The following is a 20,730-nucleotide window of genomic DNA, read 5'->3' on the forward strand; positions in this document are numbered from 1 at the left end:
GAATGGTCACGACCCGTACGCCTATCTAAAGGATGTTCTCACACGCCTGCCAACGCAGCGGGCGAGTGAAGTCGAGCAGTTGCTTCCGCATAAGTGGCAGCCGGTTTAATCACGCAAGACGTGATGCCCGGACGCATACAATGGGGCCTCTGGCCAACTCGCCTTGCGTCATTGTAGGTGCTGCGGAGCTATAATCTCGCGCGCCGTATTATTGATATCGGTCTCTGGGGTCGTTGATGAATAAAAGCACTCGATATCTAAGTAAGCACTGGTCGTTAGCATCCAACATCATCCAAGCTCGCTGGTCTTTAGGCTGGCGCGACGCGATGGCAGCAGCGACCGCAGCGTTATTGGCGTGGCTTATAGCAAGTTTTGTGTTCGGGCATTCACACCCGGTTTTTGCGGCAATCAGCGCGATCGTTTGTCTTTCTCCTGGGCTGCCCAGTAAGGGCAAGCAGGCTATTGGTCTGCTGGTCGGCGTTGCCACCGGTATTGTCATAGGCGAAGTAGCGCTGTTCTTACCGGATTCATTTCTGCTGATCAAGATTGGTTTCGCCACTTTTTTCGCCATTGCGATAGCTGCGCTTTATGGGCTTGCAGCGGTGGTACCCATCCAAGCAGGGGTTTCGGCGGTACTCGTACTTGCCGTTGGCCCCGAAAGTGCTGGCACCGTACGAATGATCGACGTCGCTGTAGGGGCTTCGGTTGGGCTGATATTCAGCCAGATCCTGTTTACCCCTAACCCCGTGCAACTCATCGACGATGCAGCCAAGCAGCTATTAGATAAGCTCCTATCTGGTTTTCAAAAAGCTATCAATGCACTTGATCCCTTGGACGTGCGCAAGGCACAAGCTGCATTACAGGAGTTCTCTCGGGCGCACGATTGCCTGGTTGCGCTCGATGCAGGCATTACATCGGCACGAAGCTCGGCACGTTGGTCTGTACGGGGGCGTTTCGTATCAACGAAGATCGATCAAATCGCCAGTCGATACGACCGTCATAGCATCCGCCTTTACGCGAGCGCTCTATTGTTTGCCGAGGCATTTGCGAATGCGATCCGTAAAGACGTCGGGCCGCCGCCAGATTCGCTTCGCGAACGGCTTGAAGATGTTGTGTTGCAATGTTCATGTCTCTCTAAAGGCGCGCCGATACCCGTCCAACGTCCGACAAAAGACACTGTCCTGATTCCACTTACCTCGCCTTGGCGGACCTGCCTGGATCACCTGACGACCGTTGAGGACGCGTTGAATGCATTCGGTTCTACGACTCAATACTGACAACCTGAAGTTGCGTCGTTTTTTTACTAAGGCGAGCTAACATCCCTCGTCGTTTTTACTATCAGCCAAATTTGGCCTAGGAGCGAACATGAACCCTCCTCCTGTGAGCGACGCTCCATTTTGCAGTGTGCGCCCCCAGAACATAAACAAGGATAGAAGTACTCGGTTACGTGCGGCAGTCTTGGGTGCAAATGATGGCCTGGTCTCCAACCTCTGTTTAGTCATGGGTGTCGCTGGTGCCAATGCCGAACACTCCACGATTTTGTTAACCGGTTTCGCCGGATTGCTGTCGGGTGCTTGCTCCATGGCGTTAGGCGAATGGATTTCTGTCAGTAATGCGCGCGAGATGAATGCCAAACAGGTGCTTCAAGAGCGAAAGCGCTTAGTGGACTGCCCTGGAAGTGAGACCCAAGAGCTTGAGCAGATGCTGCAAAACAATGGTTTGCCCGCCGAGCAGGCAAAGCAGATGTCTATCTGGATGATGGCCCACACTGATGCGGCTCTGGCGGCGCTAGCTCGAGAGCGCTGGGGGATTGATCCTAAAGAGTTAGGCGGTAATCCCTGGATAGCTGCAATTACCTCCTTTTTGCTGTTTAGCTGCGGCGCGCTAGTCCCCATACTGCCATTCACATGGCTCGATGGGCTGGCCAGCATCAGTGTTGGGGTGATTTTCAGCCTATTGGCGTTAATGCTAACGGGCGTACTCACAGCAAGAGTCACAGGCCGGGGGCCGCTATTTTCAGCATTGCGGCAAGTAACTGTGGGTACAGTGGCTGCGAGCTTTACTTATGGATTGGGTATTTTGCTGGGTATTTCTCTCTCTTGAATTCTAATGAGGCGTTGCAGCGAGGTAACAAGGCAACTCATCTATCTCTACCGTCACTACAACCTAAGCCCTTGGAATACTCGCACGCGATGAATCCGCCCCCTGCAACCCCCTACCCTCGCAGCCTCCTCACCGGTCTATTACTGCTGGTCAGCCCCTTTGCCCATGCCGATACCCCTGTCATTGAGCTGAACTCCAGCGTGGTCACGGGCTCGCGGAGCGAGGCCGGCACATTCGATCTGCCCTACTCGGTCGACAGCGTCAGCGGCGAGCAGATTAGAGATGGCCAGTTAGGTATCAATGCCTCTGAGGTACTGTCCCGAGTGCCCGGTCTGGTGGTACAGAACCGTCAGAACTACGCCCAGGACCTGCAAATTTCTTCACGCGGCTTCGGTGCCCGCTCGGCCTTTGGCGTGCGAGGCTTGAAGCTGATTGCCGACGGTATTCCAGCCAGCACCCCGGATGGCCAGGGCCAGGCGGCGACGTTCAATCTCGATACCGCAGAGCGTATTGAAGTACTGCGCGGCCCGGCCGCAACCCTGTATGGCAGCAATGCGGGCGGCGTGATCCAGATGTTTTCTCGCAACGGTGAGGGCACCCCCCGCGTAGGTGCCGAAACCCTGATAGGCAGCGACGGCATGAGCAAAAACCATGTGTATGCCGAAGGCGCGGAACATGACGTCGGCTTTGTGCTGGACGCCTCTCGCATGGACACCGACGGCTACCGAGACCACAGTGCAGCTCGCCGCGACACGACCTTTGCCAAGGTCAACTTCAAGCCTGACGATGACAGCAAGATGGCGCTGATATACAGCAGCCTGGAACAAAACGGCACGCAAGATCCACTGGGACAAACCTGGGACGCCTACAAGGCTGATCCGCGCTCGGTGAGCACCAACGCACTGGCCTACAACACCCGCAAGAGTATCGACCACCAGCAGTTGGGCCTGAACTACGAGCGCTACTTTGGCGAGTCAACCCTACAGGTCACCAGCTACTACGGCACCCGCAGCGTGATCCAGTATTTGTCGATTCCCAAGGGCACTGCGGCCAACACCCGTGGCGGTGGCGTGGTCGCCTTCGACCGGACCTTCTACGGCGGCAGCCTGCACTGGATTGCACCTATCCTCAGCGCGCCTGGTGAGCTGAAACTCATTGCGGGCCTGGATTACGACCGCAGCCGCGACGACCGCCAGGGTTACCAAAACTACATCGGTGACACGCTCGGGGTGAAAGGCGTTAAGGCGCGCGATGAAATCGATACTGCCACCAGCCGGGATCCTTTTGTGCAGCTAAATTGGGCCTTGGGCGACTGGACGCTTCAAGCCGGCGTACGCCACAGCACCATGCGCATGGACGTGAGCGACCATTTGCTCAGCAACGGCGACGCCAGTGGCAGCAAGGACTATCAGCAGAACACGCCATCAGTCAGCGTCATGTACGCATTCACCGAAAACCTGCATGGCTACATCAGCGCCGGAAAGGGATTCGAAACGCCCACCCAAGCCGAGTTGGCCTATGCGCCGGGCAGTGCCGAAGGCTTCAACTTTGCCCTCCAGCCGTCGCAGAGCAAGCAATACGAAATCGGCCTGAAGGCCCTGCTCGGCCAGGACACTCGCCTCAACGCGGCGCTGTTCCAGATCACCACGGACGATGAGCTGGTGGTGTCCGAGTCCACGGGCGGACGTACCAGCTATCAGAATGCCGGCCGCACCTTGCGCCGTGGCCTGGAAGTGTCGCTGGACAGCCAGTTAAGCGACACCTGGAGTGTCCAGCTCGCCTATACCCACCTCAATGCCATCTACGATACAGATTTCGTCAGCGGCAGCGGTGCCAGCGCCAAGCAAATAGACAAAGGCAATTACCTGCCAGGCGTGCCCAGAAACACGCTGTTCGGAGAGTTGAAATGGCAACCTGAAGACTGGGTGAGCACTGCGCTAGAGGGTATGTATCGCAGCCAGGTGTATGTGGAAGACACCAACCAGGACAAGACGGCGCCGGCCTATGCAGCGTTCAACTGGCGGACACGTTTCGAGCAGAAAATCGATCATTGGACGTTCCACCAGACGTTACGGCTAGATAACTTGCTGGATCGCCAATACGTCGGTTCGGTAATCGTCGGCGACAGTAATAAACGCTACTACGAAGCCGCACCTGGGCGCTCTTGGTATGCGGGGGCGGGCATGGAGTATGTTTTTTGAGATTGGACTTGCCATGCACCAACAGAAACATCGACCTAGAGAGCACGTCTTCGATAACTGAGTGATTGACCGCCTAGATGCCTGGACGCTTATGGGCGGGGGTTAACCTGGGAGTGATCTGACCCTCGCCCCTTTATGAAACAGGGTCTTTCCAACACTGCCGGACAAGATGATAATGGGATCGCTTATCAATTAGGCCATCCACAGGATCTGGCATGCATCTCTGCGATAACCCGGCAGCTATCGAACAACTCTATCTGGAACATAACTCCTGGCTACGCGCTTGGCTTTACAGCCGACTGAGTAACACCGCGGATGCTGCGGACCTTGCGCAAGATACGTTTGTTCGAGTGCTGCAGCGACGACGCCTGAATCAATTGGCCCAACCACGCGCCTATTTGCGCACCGTGGCCCGGGGGCTGGTTATCGATCTTTGGCGGCATCGGGACATTGAAAGAGCCTGGCTGGAGACGGTGGCCGAACTGCCTTTGGAGCATGCGCCTTCGCCTCAGACCGGGTTGCTGGTGATTGAGGCACTGCTGACGATTGACCGACTGCTCGATACCTTGCGCCCTGTCGTACGGCAGGCGTTTCTGCTCGCTCAACTGGACGGTTTGAAGTGCCCCGCCATCGCACGGGAGTTGGGCGTCTCGGTGCCGAGCGTGGAGCGCTATATCGCCCAAGCACTACGCCAGTGTTATGCCGCAACTTTTGGCGATGAAGCGCTTTGAGCCCTCCACTGACGAAAGTCCCCCCGGCGGTGTTGGACGCTGCCATCAACTGGTCGCTGAAAATCACTTTCAACACCCCCGACGCGCAGACGTATCAAGCGTTTGAGCAGTGGCTATCGGCAGACGAACTCCACCGCAGTGCCTGGCAGCGAATACAGAGCTTGAATAGTCAGTTTGCCGGTTTACCGGCGAAGGCAGCGCTAGCCACCTTGAACAAACTGCCCGAGGCGCGAGTGCAGCGGCGTCAATTGCTCAAACTCATCGTGCTGGCGACGAGCGTAGGTGCGGTCAGTTGGACCACCGAGCGTCACGCGCCGTGGCAGCGGCTGGTAGCCGATTACAGCACTCGCACTGGCGAACACCGCCGCTGGACACTGCCCGATGGCAGCGTGCTTGACCTAAACACTGACAGTGCGGCAAGCCTGGATTTCGAGGGTGAGCGGCGGGTGACGCTATTACGCGGCGAACTCGCCCTCGCTACCGGTCGCAATAGCACACTGGCGTTGCGAGTCCAAACCCCCGAATGCGAAGTGGGTGCGGTTGACGCCCATTTTGAAGCCAGGCTGATGCAAGACCTCACTTGCCTCACCGTATCGCAGGGTTCGATAACAGTTACAGCAAACGCAGGATTCGCGCCGCTGAGGATTGAGGCTGGCGAACAGTGGCTGATCAGCAAGTCCCAAGCGAAACGCATGCCCGTCCCCGGCGCGGAACACGGTGCCTGGCGCGACGGTATGTTGATTGCCCGGAGCCTGCCGTTGTCACAGGTGCTGGGTGAACTGGGGCGCTATCGAGTCGGTTACCTGGGGTGGGACGCCCAAATCGCAGCCTTGCCGGTCAGTGGTAATTTCAGCACCGTGCGCCCAGAGCAATCAGTGGCATTGATCGCCCAGGTCTATGGTTTGCACGTACGTCAGTTAACCCGTTATTGGTTGCGGGTGGGTGCCGCTTGAAAAAACCTCCGTCGCGCTGATGGGATTTCGAATGTGGTCCGGCATAGCTCTATGAATGCCTCACTTAATCCGTTCGAGATCCCTAACGTGACCAAACGCCCCGCCTCTTCGTTTCGCCTGTCCACACTCAACCGAGCGGTACGGCATGCCTTGATCTGCTGCAGCCTGACCGGCGTCGCCGCATCTATGGTTCAGGCTGCCGACCAGAAACAGATTGATATCCAGGCCGGCAGCCTGGACAGTGCCCTGACCCAATTGAGCCGCAGCATCGGCGTCAATATCGTCTTTGATCAACATCTACTGGCAGGCAAAAACAGTGCGGGGCTGCATGGCCGTTTCACCCCGGACGAAGCGTTGAATGAGCTTCTCGGTTCCAGTGGCCTTGGCGCGGTCAAACAGGCAGACGGCTTTGTTCTGGTGCCGATGAAATCTGCCAGCGGCACGCTAGACCTGGCGCCCACCGAGATCACCGGCAATCAGCTAGGCAACATTACAGAGGGCACCGGTTCCTACACTCCAGGCTTGATTGCCACAGCCACCCGCCTCGTCCTCAGCCCCAGGCAAACGCCTCAATCGGTCACGGTGGTGACGCGCCAGCACATGGACGACTTCGCACTGGACAACGTCGATGACGTCATGCGGCACACACCAGGCATTACCGTCTCGGCTTACGACAGTGACCGCTCGAACTATTACGCGCGCGGTTTCTCGATCAACAACTTTCAATACGACGGTATCCCGTCGGCAGTGCGCAATGTGGGCTATTCAGCCGGTAACACGCTCAGCGATATGGCGATCTACGACCGTATTGAAGTTCTCAAGGGCTCACCTGGGCTGCTGGTCGGGGCCGGATCGCTCGGCGCAACCATCAACCTGATTCGTAAAAAGCCCACTGCGGATTTTCAGGGCCACTTGAGTCTAGGTGCAGGCTCCTGGGACAACTACCGTAGCGAGGTCGATGTGAGCGGTCCCCTCACGCCTAGCGGTAATGTCCGTGGCCGTGCCGTGGCGGCATTCCAGGACAAAAACTCTTATCTGGATCGCTACAGCAGCAAGGCCCAAGTGTATTACGGCATTCTGGAATTCGACCTTTCGCCCGACACGCTGCTCACAGTGGGAGGCGACTATCAGGACAACACCCCACGAGGCTCTACCTGGTCAGGGAGCTTCCCGCTGATCAATGCCGCAGGCGACCGTAACAGCGTAAAACGCTCGTTCAGTAACGCCGCCGACTGGAGCAGTTGGCGTCAATACACGCGTACGGTTTTTGCCACTCTGGAACATCAACTTGACGATGGCTGGGTCACCAAGCTCCAGCTGGACCACAAGCTCAACGGCTATGACGCTCAGATGGGTTCGATTCAAGGCGACACACCCGCCGCCGATGGAGCGGCCTACATCAATGGCCAGCGCTATCGCGGCGAAACAACCAGCGATTCTGCCGACGCCTACGTAACAGGCCCCTTCAGCTTGTTCGGTCGCGAGCATGAGGTGGTGCTGGGCGGTTCTATCAGCAAGGCGCATTGGGATGGCAAAGGCTTCTGGGACGTGACCTTCCCCAGTGGCAACCAGCTGGATTTCTTCAATTGGCATGGCAACGTCGACAAACCGTATTGGGGCACCGCGCAGCAAGTGAGTGACGATGTGATCCGCCAGACAGGGGTCTACCTCGCAACACGACTCAGCGTTACCGATGACTTGCATTTCATCCTGGGCGGGCGGCTGGTCAACTACACCCTCACTGGCAACACTGACACCTATCGCGAAAGCGGCCGGCTCATCCCTTACGCCGGCGCCGTTTACGACCTGTCGCAAAACTTTTCGGTATACGCAAGCTACACCGACATTTTCATACCGCAGGACTATTACAACCTCGACCGCAACCGCAAGCTGATCGACCCCGATGAAGGCGAGAACTACGAAGTCGGGATCAAGGGCGAATTCCTTGACGGCCGCCTGAATGCGAGCCTTGCGTACTTCCAGGTCAAGGAAAGCAACCGCCCGGTGTCGGATGACGACTACAACAACCAGCGACCGACGCCTTCGAACTACGCCTTCAAGGGCACCGATGCCGAGACCAAGGGTTTTGAGCTTGAAATGTCCGGCCAACTCGCCCAGGGCTGGCAGGTGCAGGCGGGTTTTACGCACAAGATCGTCCGGGACGACAACCACGAAAAGATTTCAACCTTCGAACCCGAGAACCAACTCACCCTGTACACCACTTACAACCTGCCCGGTGCGCTCGATCAATGGACCATCGGAGGCGGCGGACGCTGGCAGAGCAAGGCATGGCAAGACATCTGGAACTCCCCGCACGGGGAGTACGAGGAATTTGAGCAGAAGCCGTACTGGGTCGTGGACCTGATGACCAAGTATCAGATCACACCCGCTCTATCTGCCACGGTGAACCTCAATAACGTGTTCGATAAGTACTACTACACCAACATCGGCTTCTATAACTCGGCAGTGTACGGAGAACCAAGAAACCTGATGGTCACGACCCGATGGGATTTCTAACCCTTCCTGGACATAACAGACGTTGAAACTCAACAAGCGTCGTTTTGGTAAAAAGGGCCGCATGGGAGCGGCCCTTCCTGACCGTCGCTTTCCAGGCGCGCCACACATGCGCGTCGAGGCTAGACGCGCAAGTTAGCCTCGCCACACAGGAATAGCGTTCTGATCAATCATCCAGTGAGGTTGGTTCGGTCGTATGCATACTCCACCTACCCACCACTCCTGGGGCGCATGATCAGGCCAATAAGCCATCCCGCTCAGGACTTGATGGCCTAATTGGGTCAGTTTCAACATACGCTTAGGCCAATCCAAGTGCGTGTCTGACTCGATCAACAGTGGCGTGTTGGAGTCGATGAGCGGCCGCATGACCGCGTGGAACATCAAGTCGCCCAGGTACGGTAGCGGCTCACGCGTGCCCATAAGCTCTGCGAATACTCTGCCGAACGCTACCGAGCCCACCTCACCTACAAACTGCAACGACAGGCGCTCAGTCAACGATAAGCCGTCCTGGACACCCGGTAACTCTTGCAATTGACGTAGCAGCGCCGGGGCCAGGAAGGGCAAGGACCTCTGTGGGCTATGGGCCATATTCGCCAGCTTGACCGGTGAGGTGTCGCAATAGGCCAGCCATGCCTGACGCGCAACTTCAACAGCCTCCTCATCAATAAGTCTGCGCTGGGGCCATAACCAAGCAAGCACGTCGGGCGCCAGTTGGCCGATGCCGATGAAGCGCCGCACACCGGGTATTCGGTCTACCTCTATAAGCTCAAGCCTGGCTGGTACGCTCTCCAGGGTTGCCAGCACACGAATCAGGAAAAGCTGGTCATAAGCATCTGCCTCGCACCAGAGCACACTGTGATCGGTACTGCCCAGGCGCATCAGGCTTGAGTACTCCTCGTCCAGTCGACGCTGCGCCTCGGTTTTATCTATTGCGAACGTGCGGCTTATGTAAGAGCTGCGCACAGCTTTGTATTCTTCAAGAGACAGATTTTGCACCGGCCCCATACATAACGGGTCAGCCAGCATTTGAAAGGAGCCCTTGAAACCTGCCACACGAAGACTGTGCGCTATATCGTTTCCGCATCGCCAATGCGTGGTTCGAATTTCATCGCTCGCTTCAAAGCCTGGATGTCGGGCAGCGAAATCAATCGCATCAACGTGTGCTTTGAGCTTAGGCCAGCTACTAAAGCCCAACTGCTTGGCGATCAGCCACTGGGCCTGAGATAACGTTGGAGACGATAAAGTACCACTGCCGGGAATCCGAGAATCCTGATCAGGAACTGCGCCATCTTTCATGCGCTGGAGAAGCTCTTTGGCGCGTTTGCGCTGCTGCTCGATGTTAATTTTGCCGTCGTTGGAAAATGGCATAGAACGCTGGGACATACGATCTCCTTGCACAAACCTTGTCCGCTTTAAGGTTGGGAGTCGTAGTGATGTGATTTTAAATCCAATCCTGGGCGCAGCCCTTTGCGCGGAAGCTGGCGTAGACAGCGCCTGCCGGGGAATATAGGCAATTGAATGTCGGTCTGCAACGAGAGATCGCCCGTCGTGCAGCGCCTACAGGAAATCCTTTTTTATTTAGCGACTGGCGAAGTACAGGGTGACTTCAAAGCCGATGCGCAGGTCGGTAAAGGTGGGTTTGGTCCACATTGGCGATGCTCCCCTGAGAAAGCCGGGACAATCCGGCAGCTCTGTTATACGCCGATGCGAAGGCACTGCAAAACTGTCAGGAGCGGGCCGGATCGGCGAGTTCAATGCCTCTGCGCAACACTTTCGCTACACCTGTTGCGCCGCCGGAACAGACGACGCGCCACACCCTTTTCCACCTCACTGCCAGCCCCCCAAGCTAGAGCCGCCGCCAACATCAACGCTAACCCGGCATGGGCTTTGCTCTGCGTCGTTCTGTACGGATTTTTTTGTAACAGGTGATTTTTTCGGCAACCGCTAGTATGCAATTCTACGCCTGTCGCCGGGGCCACTCGTGCGGCCTTATGCTTTTGCGAAACCAGAACAATAAACATGCGCTGCCTTTGCGCAAAGCAGCCGCATCAGGAGAGTCATCATGTCCCTACAGACCTCGGGAACCGGACACACTGACCTCAGTGCTTTCGTCGGTGACTACTTTCCCGACCGCAACCTGCCGTCCGATGGCCTGATCGTGCAGTCGTGGTATCGCAGTGTCATGGAGCACGGCCTGCAACCTGCCGGGCGTGGCAACAAGGTGATTCTCAGCGCCGCCGAAATCCATCGCCACCAGGAATTCCACCACGATTACATGTCCATTGCCGGCCAAGGCGTCAGCGGCCTGGCCAAACGGGTGGGCCAGGCCGGTTTTGCGGTGCTGCTCAGCGATGAGTGCGGCATCGCGCTGGACTCTCAAGTACCGACAACCGGCAGCGCGTATGCCGACTCCGGGCTCATCGTTGGTTCTCGCTGGGACGAGTCGTTGGTGGGCACCAACGGCATTGGCACCGGGCTGGCTTCAGGCAGCGCGCTGATCATCCACCGCGACGAGCATTTCCTGCGCGAGAACGACCGGCTGAGTTGCTCTGTGTCGCCGATCTTCGATTCGCTGGGTAATGTGCGCGGCTGTCTCAATGCCTCTTGCCTGAATAGCAACGGCCCGAAAGAGGCGCAGTACCTGACGCTGCAGTTGGTGATCATGTACGCGCGGATGATCGAGAACGCGTATTTTCGCCACAGCCATCGCAATACGCTGACACTGATGATCAAGCCCTGCGATGAGATCAGTGATCTGGCCAACGAGCAACTGCTCGCACTGGACGACCAGGGCCGTGTCATCGGCGCCAACCGCTCAGCCTTCGTCGAACATCAAACCCATGGTCAGGGCCCCTTGCTAGGGCGCAGGCTCAGCGAACTGCACCCGGTGGATGTCGACGAGCTGCTGCGCCTATGCAACGGCGGCGCCAACGCCACGCGGCTGCGAACCGGACAACGCCTGGTGGAGATCGGCCTGCGCATGCCGGTGAAGATCAATCCCTCTCGATCCTCTGAGCCCCGCCCTGCCACGGTGATCCACCGTGCGCCAACACTGGAGCAGCTCAGCGGCGGCGACGCTCATCTGCGCCAGAGCGTGGCGCGCCTGTACCGCGTACTAGATAAGGATCTACCGATCCTGATCAACGGCGAAACCGGCACCGGCAAGGAAGCCTTCGCGCGGGCGATTCACCTCGCGAGTCGGCGTTGCACGGGGCCCTTCGTTGCGGTCAATTGCGCAGCCATTCCGGAAACCCTGATCGAGAGTGAACTGTTCGGTTATCGCAGCGGCAGCTTCACCGGCGCCAGTAAAAAAGGCATGAAGGGCAAACTGGAAATTGCCAATGGCGGCACGCTGTTTCTCGATGAAATCGGCGACATGCCAGCGCACCTGCAAACGCGATTGCTGCGCGTCTTGGCCGAGCGTGAAATCTCCCCCCTGGGTGCCGACACGCCGCTGCCACTGGACATCCAGGTAATCTGCGCTACGCACCAGAACGTCGCGCAGATGATCACTGATAAAACCTTCCGCGAGGACCTGTTCTACCGCCTCAACGGCATGACCCTGCACCTGCCTGCCCTGCGTGATCGCAGCGATATTCAAGCGCTGATTGAAGCCGTCTTGCGCGCCCAGCCAGGCGGGGAAAACTGTCGGATCGATGCCACCAGCATGAGCCTGCTGACCTGCTACCGCTGGCCAGGCAATATCCGGCAGATGATCAACGTGCTGCGTTATGCCGTGGCCTTGGCTGACGATCACTGGATCACTACCGATTGCCTGCCCGTCGAGTTGCTTGACCAGCCCTCGCATGGCCCGACCGAGCTCACACGATTGGTCAATCGCCCGCCCTTGGCGCAACTGACCGCCGACAATGAGGGCCAGCAGTTGCTGGAAGCGTTGCGACGTCACCAGTGGAACATCACTGCAGTAGCCGAGGAGTTCGCCGTGGCGCGATCAACGGTGTACCGCAAGATGAAAAAATACCGGATCGTACAGCCCAACTGGATCAACTGAGCCCATAGCGGGGCAGCCTTGCCCCGCTACAGAGTCAAAACGTCAGATCTGGATATACACCACATGGGTATGGGTGAATTCGTAAACCCCATGTTTACCGTCCGCGCCGCCGATTCCGGACTTGCGAACGCCTGCGTGGAAACCCTGCATCGCCTCGAAATTCTCACGGTTGATGTAGGTTTCACCGAAGTCGAGTTCGTTGCTGGCGCGCAGCGCGGCCGTCAAATCCCGGGTGTAGATCGACGAGGTCAGGCCAAACTCACAATCGTTGGACAACGCGATGGCTTCGTCCAGGTCGTCGACGATATGGATCGGCAACACCGGACCGAAGATCTCCTGGCGCATGATTTCCATCTCTTGACGGCAGTTGGCAAGCACGGTTGGCTGGTAGTGAAAGCCTTTGCCGTTCCTGTCAGCGATGGCGCCACCTGTGATCACTTGCGCACCGTCGCCAACAGCGGTTTCGACCATCTGAGCCACTTTGTCGAGCCCGGCCTTGTTCACCAACGGCCCCATGTCCAGCCCTTCCTCGCTTAGCGGATCACCGTATTTGGTGGCCGCCATGGCTGCGCCTATCTGCTCGACGAACTGGTCAGCCACCTTGCGCTCGACGTAGACCCGCTCAGCGCAGTTGCAGACTTGCCCGGTATTGATCACTCGTGAGGCGGTAATCGCCTTCACTGCCAGGCCCAGATCCGCATCGGCCAAGACAATCGCCGGCGCCTTGCCGCCGAGTTCGAGATTGAGCTTGGTGATGTTGTGTGCAGCCGCTGCCATGATCCGCTGGCCGGTGGCGACGCTGCCGGTAAAGTTGACCATGTCCACGCCCGGGCTTGCGCTGAGGGCATTGCCCACTGTGCCGCCTTTGCCTGACACGATATTGACCACGCCCTTGGGCAGATCCGTTTCGGCCAGCAGCCGGGCGAATTCGAAGCAGTTGATCGGCGTTTCTTCACTGGGCTTGATGACGATGGTGTTGCCCGTGATCAAGGCAGGCGCGAGCTTGCGGGCGATCAGGAAAAACGGGAAGTTCCACGGCAGAATCCCGGCCACCACGCCCAGCGGTTTACGGAACACAAAGATGTTCTCGCCTGGCCGGTCGCTGGTGAGAATTTCCCCTTCCAGGCGGCGGCCCCACTCAGCCATGTAATCCAGGTAGTCGGCCGTGAAGTTGACCTCCACCAACGCCAGCCCCAGCACCTTGCCCTGCTCGGCGGTGATGATTCGCGCCAGCCTTTGGGCGTTGTCGCGAACCTTGGTGGCGATGCGGCGCAGATAGCCTGCGCGCTCATTGGCCGGCTTGCGTGCCCAGGATTTTTGCGCGGTGCGAGCGGCGGCAATCGCACGCTCGACTTCGCTGAGGCTGGTTTCGGGCACCGAACCCAGTAGCTCCCCGTTCGCCGGATTGAAGACTTCGATCAAATTGTCGCCGGCGCTGAAGGCACCGTCGATGTAGCTTTGGTAGATGGGCAATGAGTTGCTCATGGTTCAGCCTCTGCTAATGGTTAGTTCTGACGCGTCGCCTTCAGGTAGTCAATGATCTGCTGTAGGAACGAACTCACTCGCAAGACAATCTTTCAGGCGCTGAAGATGTATCGATCGCACTGAAGTCTCGCCAATGAATCGCTCCTACAGAGGTTTGCATCACTGTCCTGTCAGCGGTAAGAGGTCTTACTGCGCTGCGGTCTTGGCTGATGCCATCTCCTTCTTCAGATCATTGGCGCGCCAGATGATGTATTGATGCACCAGCTCGACCTCGTCCGGCTTGAGTTCTTCGGCAAACGACGGCATGCCGTCATTGACCCGAGCGCCGTAAACAATGCCGAGGAACATCTGGTGGTTTTCTTTGCTGAGCATGCGCAGATCCGGCAACACGCCGCCGCTGATGGCGTTGATGCCGTGGCAGGTGTCGCAGTGGCCGTTGAACAGTGCGCGGCCTTTGTCCACTTGCTCGGTGGTGCCGGTGAATGCCGGTGGATCGACCTTGCGGTCGGCGTATTTGTATTTCAGATCAGGCAATTTGGCTGTGCCACCGAGCTTGTAGGTCAGCACCTGCGCATTGGGTTTGACCCCGGCGCGTAACGACAGCGCCCCCGCAAAGGTGGAAAAAGCCCCGCCCCACCCGGCCATGAACGTCACGTACTGTTCACCGTCTACCTCATAAGTAACCGGCCCTGCCATCACGCCGGTATTGGCCGGCTGCTCCCACAACACTTTGCCCTTGTCCGCCGAATAGGCGACCACGCGACCGTCGGCCGTACCTTCAAACAGCAGGTTGCCTGCGGTACTCAGGGTGCCGCCGTTGAAGATGGTCGAGTACGGCACTTCCCAGCGTGCTTGCTGCTTGAGTGGGTCCCAGGCGATCAGTTTGCCCGTCCAGGTATCGGCCAGTTTACGCAGCCCGTCCGGGTCTTCGGGCATCATCCCGGTGTTGACCTGCAACTGGTACATGCTCTTGAACTTCTTGCGCGGCGGTTGGCCGTCGACATCCTGGTACAGCGCCGACATGATGTGCGCCGGGATGTAGACCAGCCCGGTCTGCGGGTTATAGGACATCGGCTGCCAGTCATGCGCGCCCCAAAACGCGGGCTGCACCCGCAGTGCTTTTTTCTCTGGATCGCGCCAATAGACGGCGGCCTTCTCGTCGACAATTGGACGCCCGGTTTTCATGTCGACGCCGGTGGCCCAGTTGATCGGTACGATGTTCTTGGCCGACAGCAACTCACCGGTCTTGCGGTCAATGACGTAGAAGAAACCGTTTTTGGGCGACTGCATCAGTACCTGGCGCTCTTTGCCGTCGATCTTCAGGTCCGCGAGCATGATGTGCGCGGTGGCGGTGAAGTCCCACGCATCGCCGGGGGTGGTTTGGTAGTGCCAGACGTACTCGCCGTTGTCCGGGTTGATGGCGATGATGGAAGAAAGGAACAGGTTGTCGCCCTTGCCTTCAGAACGCAGACGCGGATTCCACGACGAGGCGTTGCCGACGCCGATATACAGCAGGTTGAGTTTCGGGTCGTAGGACATTGAGTCCCAGACCGTGCCGCCGCCACCTTGCTCGACGAACTTGTCACCGAACCAGGTCTTGCTGGCGATTTCCATGGCTTTGTTTTCCGGCGGCAGCTTCGGATCTCCCGGCACGGTAAAAAACCGCCAGTCTTGCTTGCCGGTGTTGGCATCGTAGGCGGTGATGTAACCGCGCACGCCATATTCAGCACCGCCATTGCCAATGATCACCTTGCCCTTCACCACACGCGGAGCGCCGGTGATCGTGATGCTGCGATTCGGATCAGTGCGGGTGTCTACCGACCAGACCTTTTCGCCGGTCTTGGCGTCGATGGCTTCCAGACGGCCGTCGAGTACACCGACGAAAACTTTCCCGCCCCATACCGCCACGCCTCGGTTCACCGCGTCGCAACAGGCTTCGCCGGCACGACTACGGTCGGAATGTGGGTCGTACTTCCACAACAGTTTGCCGTTGCGGGCATCCAGCGCGTAGACCACCGAAAACGGCCCGGTGGTGTACATCACGCCATCGACCACAATGGGCGTTGCTTCTACGCCACGGTCGATGTCCAGCTTGTAGGTCCAGGCCAACCCCAGCCCCGCGACGTTGTTGTCGTTGATTTTTTTCAGCGGGCTAAAACGTTGCTCGTCGTAAGTACGCCCGTGACTCATCCAGTTGCCGGGTTCCTGATCGGCAGCGCTGATGCGCGCGCCATCCACGGCGGCGGGCTTATCGACGGCGTAGCTTTGGGACGTGAAAGCGACACTTAATGCAATGGCGGTGATAAACAGGCTGGTCGGTGCGCCGGGGAGGCGAAGATATGGGCCAGATCGGTTCATGAGGCTCTCCGTTCTTATTAGAACCGGGAGCGCATGTGCCCCGGCTGAACACCTCAGGAGCAAACGTTATGCCACACGATAAAATTCGTTTTAATTCAATAGGATATGAAATTTAGAGCGCCGCGATAGCGTCTTTAACACTACACCTGTCGCATTTCGCGGCACACACTGCGCGACAAGTGCGCCATCGACAGATGCACGCCTTGGACGATGCCGGACCGCGCACAGCGGGTTATGGGATCAAAGCTGCGCTCGGTTTTTCCTCATTACGCAATCCCATGCACGATTTGATTGCATACCTCCCGGCGATGCACCGAAACATTTCATTTCTGACGTGTGCACCGACATTCGCCCCCCTTTTTAACGGCACATCTCTGGACGCTGTCCGGCCTGGCATGAATTCTGCTTAGTTGGCTTGTATCAAATACAAACCAACAGTTCACATATGAGACAGGAGCTTAGGCATGACAGACACCCCGCGTGACGTTCCCACTCACACCGCTGGCGCGGCCACTCTCTCGCTGTCTCGCCGACGTGTACTGCAAGGGATCGGCGTTACCACTGCCATTGCCGCGCTGCCACCCTTCATCCGCACCAGCAAGGCAGCAGAGATTCTGAAGATTTCGACCTTTGGCGGGGCGTTTGGCCAGGGCTTTTCCGATCACCTGTTCCCCGCTTTCACCCGCGACACGGGTATTGCAGTACAGCGCGTGGAACAACCTGCCGGCACACAATTTTTGTTGCAGTTGGGCCAGGCCAACGCCGCTGGCACGCCGCCGATGGATTTGTGCATGGCCGTCGATGCCCAGGTGCTGCGCGGACGGGCTCGCGGTTTGTGGCGGGAAATCAATAGCGCCAATGTGAGCAAGGCGGCTGCGTTAGGCGACCCCTACGTTCGACGTACCGACAAGGGCATCGATGGCGTCGCGGCAATGGCGTATTTCATGACGCTGGTGGTCAATCCGACGCTACTTGATCCATTGCCCGACAGTTGGTCGGTGCTATGGGAAAAACATCCGAATTTCTGGGGCATCCAAAGCGGTGGCAGTTCTCCGATGCTTGAGATCGCAGCCAACCTCTACTTTGGCGGCAATGCCATTCTCGAAACCCACGACGGCATCGACAAGGTGCTGGCCAAGATCAAAGAGATCAAACCCAACGTCAAACTATGGTGGCAGGACGAAGGCACCATGCAGACCGCCTTGCAGAACGAAGAATTAGTCGGCGGGACCTACGTCCATGACACCGCCGTTTACCTGCAACAAAACGGCACCTCGGTGCGCTCGATCTTCCCCAAGGAAGGCGCAGTGCAAGGCATCAATTACTGGTGTCAGCCTTCATCTTCCAAACGAACCCAGGAAGTTGACGCGTTTCTTGATTGGAGCTGTTCGCCCAAGGCTCAAGCGATCATTGCGCTGAAGATGAACTCGGCACCGATCCTGCCCCGCTCCCAGCTTGACCTGACCGATGCCGAGTTCGCCCTGGTGTCGTCCGAAGGCGCGCCCATTCACATCGCCACGGAGGCGCGGATGAAGAACGCCGAATACCTCGAACAGCAGTTCACCCGGATGCTGATGGAGTCCGCATGACTATGTTTTATGGCTTGCAACTTAGCGGTGTGAACAAGTCCTACGGCGCCGACGCCAGGGTCGTGAAAGACGTGTCATTGAATGTGCCACAGGGGCAACTGGTTTGCTTTCTGGGGCCTTCAGGCTGTGGCAAGACGACCTTGCTGCGCATGGTAGCGGGGCTTGAAAACGTCTCCAGTGGCACGATCAAATTCAATGGCCGCGACATCACTCAGACGCCGGTCAACGAGCGTAACTTTGCGATGGTCTTTCAGGCCCTCGCACTTTTCCCGCACCTGAACGTGGGAGACAACATCAGCTACAGCCTGAAACTACGTGGCATGGCCCGTAAACAGCGCAAAGAAAAAGTCGACCACCTGCTCGATCTGATCAAGCTTCCGGGCATTGCCGGGCGCAACATCACCCAGTTGTCCGGCGGCCAGCGCCAGCGAGTCGCTATTGCTCGGGCGCTGGCTCAGGAACCGCTGCTGTTTCTGCTCGATGAACCTTTGTCGGCGCTGGATGCGCAACTGCGCGACCACATGCAGGTGGAGATCCGTCAGTTACAGCAGCAACTGAAAATCACCACGATCCTGGTGACTCATGATCAGCGCGAAGCCATGACCATCGCCGACATCATTGTGGTGATGGGCAATGGTGTCATTCAGCAGATGGGGCCGCCGCTGGAGATTTACCGCAACCCTGTCAACCGCTTCGTCGCAACGTTCATCGGGCAAACCAACCTGCTCGATGCCAAGGTCTTGACCGACGATCGCCTGGAAGTTTGGGGCCATAGCGTACAGAGCCTGCGCATTCCTAAAGGCCTGGCGACAGGTGACCGGGTGACCCTCTCGGTTCGCCCGGAAGACCTGCGCATCGAACCCTGCCTGGATGTACCTGCTGGCGTGCCAGCGGCAACGGTCGTCTTCGTTCGGGATGTGGGCGCCAGCATTGAGCTGCGCGTGCTCTGCGCAGGGCAGGAGTTGATCGCCACTGCCCCTCCGGCGACCTGGCCCGGCATCCGCCCTGGCGATCAGGTCGCCATCCACTTGCCCGCGGCAGCGGGTGTCGTCCTGTTGGACTGAGGAATTCATCATGTCCCTGACTTCATTGACTGTGACGCCGACGCACCGGCTGCCGCGTACTCGCCCCTTCAGCGCGCTGCTGTGTTTCGGATGGCCCGGCGCGATGCTTGGCATCTTCGTCGCCGTCCCTTTCTTGTTGATGCTGCGCGTGAGCCTGGCGCCTCTGGACAAAGCTCAGCTATGGGGTGACGGGCTGACCCTGGCGGCATTCACTCAACTCGGTGAGCATGGCATCGGCAATGCTCTGTTCTACTCCGTGGCTTTCGCGGTGAGTGTTTCACTGGTCAGCTTGATGGTGGCCTATCCACTGACCTGGCTGATCACCCGCATGCGTAAAAAGGCGCAGGTCTGCTGGCTGATTTTCTTATTGGCCACCCTCTCGCTGTCGGATGTGCTGATCACCTTCTCGTGGCAAGTGATGCTCGCCAGGAAGATGTGGATATCGCAGTCACTGGTGTGGCTGGGGTTGCTTGATCGCACTGATTCGCTGGTGCCCGGCGTCGGCGCGGTGCTGTGCAGCTTGCTTTATATATCCATCCCGTTCTGCGTGCTGCTGCTTTTTCCGGCGTTGTCACGCCTGGATCAGAGCCTGATCGAAGCCGCCAAAACCATGGGCGCAAGCGCGCTGCAAAGCTTTTTCGGTGTCGTGATCCCCATGACTCGCCTGCCCATCATTGCGGCATTGGTGCTGTCTGTCGTTTCGGCGATGGGTGCCTACACCGCGCCACTGATCCTGGGTCGTCCAGAGACGTGGACCTTATCGGTGCTGATCGGCAATACCGTGCTGTCGGCGCAGGACTTTCCTACCGGCACTGCGATGGCTGTTGTCCTGCTCAGTGTGACGCTACTGATTGGCGCGATCAGCGCCCTTGTCCTGCGACGTGGAGCAAAAGCATGAACGTGGTGTCTTCACGATTGTTCAAGTGGGTGTTCCTGACCGTCGTCGCGTTGTATCTGATTACACCGCTGGCCGTCGTGACAGGCGTGAGCTTCAACACCCAACCGATGATGACCTTCCCTCCCGTGCAGCCGAGCCTGCGCTGGTACGTGCAGTTTTTTAATGACTCAGGCTGGGTGTCGGCGCTGAGCGTTTCGCTGGGGGTTGCCGCTGGCGCATCGCTGCTGGCGGGGCTGCTTGCCTTCCCCATCGCCTACATAGGCTGGAAACGCGCGTCATGGCTGACTCGGCTGCTCAATGGCCTGGGCGCGTTGCCGTTCATGTTGCCGCTGGTGGTGTTGGCAGTGGTGTTCCTGGTGTTCTGGAGCTGGCTTGGCCTGGCCGGGCATATGGGCAGCACGGTCGTCAGCCACGCCATGGTCTTCGCCGCCATGCCGCTGGCCTTTATCACCCTGGGGTTCAGCAGTATCGATACCAGCCTGATCGAGTCGGCACGAACCATGGGCGCACGGGACAACGAGATACTGCGCACCCTCATCTTCCCCATCGTTCTGCCCTATGTCAGCTCTGGCCTGGTCTTCGTTTTCGTCTCCAGCCTGAACGAATACATCATCGCCTACCTGGTCGCAGGTTTTACCGTCGAGACCCTGCCCATCAAGGTCTTCAACAGCTTGCGGATGGGCTTCCAACCCACCATGTGCGTCGGCGCCGTGCTGTTCATGGCGCTCGGTATCGCAGCGTTCAGCCTGGTCGCACGTATAGGCGATCTACCCAAGCTTCTGGGCGGTCGGGCCTGAAACGCCTGCACATGTACACCCATAA

At 58.1% G+C, this 20,730-nt stretch carries 16 protein-coding genes; 12 read left to right on the forward strand and 4 right to left on the reverse strand.

What is annotated here, in order from left to right; genetic code table 11:
• From VGC62_RS13705 to VGC62_RS13735, 7 genes are all read left to right on the forward strand, one after another.
• On the forward strand, positions 1-109 hold a 109-nt coding region (locus VGC62_RS13705; protein WP_331187665.1), incomplete at its 5' end, for a transposase domain-containing protein.
• A 127-nt stretch (positions 110-236) separates the two neighbouring features.
• Positions 237-1,277, forward strand: coding sequence for an FUSC family protein (locus VGC62_RS13710; protein WP_331187625.1), 1,041 nt, complete (start codon positions 237-239; stop codon positions 1,275-1,277).
• An 88-nt stretch (positions 1,278-1,365) separates the two neighbouring features.
• Positions 1,366-2,103, forward strand: a complete 738-nt coding sequence (locus VGC62_RS13715; RefSeq protein ID WP_331187626.1) for a VIT1/CCC1 transporter family protein — start codon at positions 1,366-1,368, stop codon at positions 2,101-2,103.
• Positions 2,104-2,192: 89 nt separating this feature from the next.
• Positions 2,193-4,304, forward strand: a complete 2,112-nt coding sequence (locus tag VGC62_RS13720; protein ID WP_331187627.1) for a TonB-dependent receptor — start codon at positions 2,193-2,195, stop codon at positions 4,302-4,304.
• Between the two features lie 215 nt (positions 4,305-4,519).
• The gene (locus VGC62_RS13725) at positions 4,520-5,035 is read left to right on the forward strand and encodes a sigma-70 family RNA polymerase sigma factor (RefSeq protein ID WP_331187628.1); all 516 of its coding nucleotides are present in this window, start codon (positions 4,520-4,522) and stop codon (positions 5,033-5,035) included.
• Positions 5,032-5,988, forward strand: a complete 957-nt coding sequence (locus VGC62_RS13730) for a FecR domain-containing protein (protein ID WP_331187629.1) — start codon at positions 5,032-5,034, stop codon at positions 5,986-5,988. Before VGC62_RS13725 ends, VGC62_RS13730 begins: the two co-directional genes overlap by 4 nt.
• A gap of 51 nt (positions 5,989-6,039) precedes the next feature.
• Entirely contained in the window at positions 6,040-8,505 is a 2,466-nt protein-coding gene (locus tag VGC62_RS13735) for a TonB-dependent siderophore receptor (RefSeq protein ID WP_331187630.1), read from the forward strand.
• Between the two features lie 132 nt (positions 8,506-8,637).
• On the opposite strand, the gene VGC62_RS13740 is transcribed toward VGC62_RS13735, so the two are convergent.
• A complete protein-coding gene (locus VGC62_RS13740) occupies positions 8,638-9,885 on the reverse strand; it encodes a DUF1835 domain-containing protein (protein WP_331187631.1) in 1,248 nt (415 codons plus the stop codon).
• 195 nt (positions 9,886-10,080) lie between these two features.
• Positions 10,081-10,152, reverse strand: a complete 72-nt coding sequence (gene pqqA / locus VGC62_RS13745) for a pyrroloquinoline quinone precursor peptide PqqA (protein WP_331187666.1) — start codon at positions 10,150-10,152, stop codon at positions 10,081-10,083.
• Positions 10,153-10,564: 412 nt separating this feature from the next.
• Here pqqA and VGC62_RS13750 point away from each other — a divergent pair, with 412 nt between their 5' ends.
• Positions 10,565-12,514 carry a sigma-54-dependent Fis family transcriptional regulator gene (locus tag VGC62_RS13750; protein WP_331187632.1) on the forward strand — a complete coding sequence of 650 codons (1,950 nt, stop codon included), beginning with the start codon at positions 10,565-10,567 and terminating at the stop codon, positions 12,512-12,514.
• Positions 12,515-12,556: 42 nt separating this feature from the next.
• Here the strand turns inward: VGC62_RS13750 and aldA are convergent, their stop codons facing one another.
• Both aldA and VGC62_RS13760 read right to left on the reverse strand, forming a co-directional pair.
• The gene (aldA, locus tag VGC62_RS13755; protein ID WP_331187633.1) at positions 12,557-13,999 is read right to left on the reverse strand and encodes an aldehyde dehydrogenase; all 1,443 of its coding nucleotides are present in this window, start codon (positions 13,997-13,999) and stop codon (positions 12,557-12,559) included.
• Positions 14,000-14,185: 186 nt separating this feature from the next.
• Entirely contained in the window at positions 14,186-16,357 is a 2,172-nt protein-coding gene (locus tag VGC62_RS13760; protein WP_331187634.1) for a PQQ-dependent dehydrogenase, methanol/ethanol family, read from the reverse strand.
• A 464-nt stretch (positions 16,358-16,821) separates the two neighbouring features.
• Between VGC62_RS13760 and VGC62_RS13765 the strand changes: the two genes are divergently transcribed.
• The 4 genes from VGC62_RS13765 to VGC62_RS13780 are packed head-to-tail and all read left to right on the forward strand — an operon-like array spanning position 16,822 to position 20,705.
• The gene (locus VGC62_RS13765; protein WP_331187635.1) at positions 16,822-17,946 is read left to right on the forward strand and encodes an extracellular solute-binding protein; all 1,125 of its coding nucleotides are present in this window, start codon (positions 16,822-16,824) and stop codon (positions 17,944-17,946) included.
• The gene (locus VGC62_RS13770; RefSeq protein WP_331187636.1) at positions 17,943-19,010 is read left to right on the forward strand and encodes an ABC transporter ATP-binding protein; all 1,068 of its coding nucleotides are present in this window, start codon (positions 17,943-17,945) and stop codon (positions 19,008-19,010) included. Before VGC62_RS13765 ends, VGC62_RS13770 begins: the two co-directional genes overlap by 4 nt.
• Before the next feature lie 10 nt (positions 19,011-19,020).
• Positions 19,021-19,908: an ABC transporter permease gene (locus tag VGC62_RS13775; protein WP_331187637.1), complete on the forward strand. Its 888-nt coding sequence runs from the start codon at positions 19,021-19,023 to the stop codon at positions 19,906-19,908.
• On the forward strand, positions 19,905-20,705 hold the full coding sequence (locus tag VGC62_RS13780; protein WP_331187638.1) for an ABC transporter permease: 801 nt from the start codon (positions 19,905-19,907) through the stop codon (positions 20,703-20,705). Before VGC62_RS13775 ends, VGC62_RS13780 begins: the two co-directional genes overlap by 4 nt.
• Positions 20,706-20,730: the final 25 nt, after the last annotated feature.

It is taken from the genome of Pseudomonas sp., assembly GCF_036404235.1.
Classification (GTDB): domain Bacteria; phylum Pseudomonadota; class Gammaproteobacteria; order Pseudomonadales; family Pseudomonadaceae; genus Aquipseudomonas.